This is a genomic window from Kitasatospora sp. NPDC057198 (assembly GCF_042670125.1).
Taxonomy (GTDB): Bacteria; Actinomycetota; Actinomycetes; order Streptomycetales; family Streptomycetaceae; genus Kitasatospora.
This window is the reverse complement of record NZ_JBHUWH010000645.1, coordinates 1-3,505: the sequence shown is the minus strand read 5'-3', so window position 1 is coordinate 3,505 and position 3,505 is coordinate 1. Positions and strand designations below refer to the sequence as shown.

Sequence of the window (3,505 nt, the reverse complement as noted above, 5' to 3'; positions counted from 1 at the left end):
GCCCGGCACAGCGCCCCGACCGTCTCGGAGCGCCGGGCGGACCGGCCGCCGCCGGGGGAGCCCCTCCCGGAGCCACCACCGGGAGCCGAACCACCGAGGCGACCGGCCGCGCCGGAGGCGTCCCGAGCCGGTCACCGGCCAGCGCGGCCCCACCGGCCGCTCGACCTCCCGCCCCGCCTCCCGCCCCGCCTCCCGTTCGACCCCCCCCGGCCGAACTCCCCGCTCCACTCCTACCCCTGGAAGAAGACCACCCCGTGATCCTGCCGACCCCGGTCGATCTCGTTCCCGCCGCCGGACGGTTCACCCTGACCGAGCGGACCACCGTGCGTGCCGACGGCGAGGCCGCCGCCGTCGCCGACCTGCTGCGCGACCTGCTGCGCCCCGCGACCGGGCTGCCGCTGGCGGCCGGGGCGGAGGGCACCGTCGTGCTGGCCCTGGACCCCGCCGAGCGGGGGCTGGGGGAGGAGGGCTACCGGCTGACGGTCGACCCGTTCCAGGTGGTGCTGCTCGCGGCCCGGCCCGCCGGCCTGCGGCACGGGGTGCAGACGATGCGCCAACTGCTGCCGCCCGAGGCACTCTCGGCGCGGCCCGTGCCCGGCGTCGAGTGGAGCCTGCCCGCCGTGCGGATCACCGACCGGCCCCGGCACGCCTGGCGCGGGTTCATGATCGACACCGCCCGGTACTTCAAGCCCCTCGACCAGCTGCTCACCGCCGTCGACCGGATCGCCCTGCACAAGCTGAACGTGCTGCACCTGCACCTGACCGACGACCAGGGCTGGCGGCTGCCCGTCGACGCCTACCCCCGGCTCACCGAGATCGGCTCCCGCCGCGAGCGCAGCATGGTCGGCCACGCCGGCTCCACCGCGTACGACGCGCTGCCGCACCAGGGCGCGTACACCAAGGCCGAACTGCGCCGCCTGGTCGGGTACGCCGCCGAACGCGGCGTCACCGTCGTCCCCGAGATCGACATGCCGGGCCACACCCGGGCCGCCCTCGCCGCCTACCCGCACCTGGGCAACCAGCCCGGACGGCAGCTCGACGTGTGGACCGACTGGGGCGTGTGCGAGACGGTGCTCGGCGTGCACGAGGAGGCGCTGGCGTTCTGCCGCGCGGTGCTCGACGAGACGATGGAGCTGTTCCCCTCCCGGTACGTCCACCTCGGCGGGGACGAGTGCCCCACCACCGAGTGGGAGGAGAGCCCCGCCGCCCGCCGCCGGGCCGCCGAACTCGGCCTGGCCGCCCCCGCCCAGCTGCGCGGCTGGTTCCTCGGCGAGGTCGGCCGGCACCTGCTGGACGCCGGGCGCGTCCCGGTCTGCTGGGCCGAGACCGACGGCGCCACCCTGCCGGTCGAGTTCACCGTGATGCCCTGGCGGGACGCCGAGCACGGCCGGGAGGCCGCCCGGCGCGGCCACGACGTGGTGATGGCCCCGCACCGCGCCACCTACCTCGACTACCCGCAGAGCGACCGCCCCGACGAGCCGCTCGGCCAGGCCGGGTACGTCGTCGACCTGCCCACCGCGCACGCCCACCAGGCCGCCCCCGCGCACTGGGACGAGGCCGAGCAGGCCCGGGTGCTCGGCACCCAGGCCCAGCTGTGGAGCGAGTTCGTCACCACCGCCGAGCACTTCGACTACCTCGCCTACCCCCGGCTGTGCGCCATCGCCGACCGGGCCTGGAACCCCGACAGCGACTACGCCAAGGACTTCCTGCCCGCCCTCGCCGCGCACCGCCCCCGCCTCGCCGCCCTCGGCGTCCACCGCACCGGACACGTCCCCGACGCGCCCTGACGTGCCCTGACGACCCGCCGACGCGACCCGACGGGCCCCACCCCCACAGACCCGGCCGCCGACCCACCGTCAGCGGCCGCCCGCAGCACGCGGACCACCTCCGCCGCCGCACCCCGCACGTGCACCGCCGGAACGTCCCTCCGCCCCGCCGCACCGCGGGGCACTCCCCCCACGGAAGGAACCACCGTGTCCGCACGCCCCCGCACCACCAGCCGGCGCGCCCGGCTCGCCGCGGCCGCCGCGATCGCCGCGGCCGGCCTGGCCGCCACCGCGCTGACCGTCGTCCCGGCCTCGGCCGCCGACGCGTTCAGCGTCCAGTACCGCACCAGCGCCACCGGCGCGACCGCCGACCAGAGCGAGCCCTGGCTCCAGGTCACCAACACCGGCAGCGGCACCGTCGCGCTCAGCCGGATCACCCTGCGCTACTACTTCAAGTCCGACGGCCCGAGCACCACCTACCGTTTCGCCTGCTCCTGGGCGGTCAAGGGCTGCGGCAACATCACCGGCACCTTCGGCACCCTGGCCAACCCCACCGCCACCGCCGACCGCTACCTGGAGATCGGCTTCACCGCGGGCGCCGGCTCGCTCGCCCCCGGCCAGTCCACCGGCGACATGCAGCTGCGCTTCTACCGCTCCGACTGGCAGACCCTCACCCAGTCCGACGACTACTCCTTCAGCGGCACCCAGACCGGCTACTCGGACTGGCAGAAGGTCACCCTGCAGGAGGACGGCGCGCTGATCTGGGGCACCGCCCCCACCGGCAACAACCCGTCCCCGTCGCCGAGTTCGTCCGCCAGCCCGTCCCCGTCCGGCTCCACCTCCACCCCGCCGGTCGACCCGAACGCGCCCGTCCTGTTCGACGACTTCTCCTACAACACCAGCGCGGACGCCGCCGTCCAGCAGCACGGCTGGACCGTCAAGTCCGGCCAGGGCGGCCCCGGCGTCTCCGGCGCCACCTGGTCCCCGGCCGACGTCACCTTCCCCACCGTCGGCGGCAGCAAGGTGCTCAACCTGCGCCTGACCACTGACGGCACGGCCTCCGGCACCAAGGAGACCGAGATCCAGACCACCGCGCGGAAGTTCAAGAACGGCACCTACGCGGCCCGGGTCAAGTTCGCCGACGCCCCCAACAGCGGCCCCGACGGCGACCACATCAACCAGACCTTCTTCGCCTTCACCCCGCTCAACGCCCCGATGGACCCGAACTACAGCGAGCAGGACTTCGAGTACCTGCCCAACGGCGGCTGGGGCGAGCAGAGCAACATCATGTACGAGACCACCTGGGAGACCTACAACCCGGACCCGTGGAACGCCGTCAACACCCACGGCGAGCAGCGCCAGTCCTTCGACGGCTGGCACCTGCTGCAGTTCACCATCGACAACAGCAACGTCACCTACTACATCGACGGCCAGGTCGTCGCCACCCACGGCGAGCCCTACCTGCCCGAGACCCCGCAGTTCATCGACTTCAACCACTGGCTGATCGACCTGGCCGGGCAGTACTCCACGACGCCGCGCTCGTACGACCAGCAGGTCGACTACGTGTACTTCGTCAAGGACCAGGTGCTCAGCCCCGCCCAGGTCGCCTCGAACGTCGCCGCGCTGCGCACGGCCGGTACCGCCTTCAAGGACACCGTCCCCGGCAGCTGACCTCGGCAGCCGCTCCCGGCAGCCGACCCCGGTGGCCGGCTCCGACAGCCGGCCCCGCACCAGGTGCC

The 3,505-nt window shown here is 74.3% G+C and carries 2 protein-coding genes; both read left to right on the top strand.

Annotated elements, in window-relative coordinates; translation table 11 throughout:
* Positions 1-254 precede the first annotated feature (254 nt).
* Entirely contained in the window at positions 255-1,787 is a 1,533-nt protein-coding gene (locus ACFUEL_RS37105) for a beta-N-acetylhexosaminidase (RefSeq protein WP_380242212.1), read from the top strand.
* Between the two features lie 186 nt (positions 1,788-1,973).
* Complete coding sequence (locus ACFUEL_RS37100) at positions 1,974-3,437, top strand: cellulose binding domain-containing protein (RefSeq protein WP_380242210.1); 1,464 nt, start codon at positions 1,974-1,976, stop codon at positions 3,435-3,437.
* The last annotated feature ends 68 nt before the right edge of the window (positions 3,438-3,505 follow it).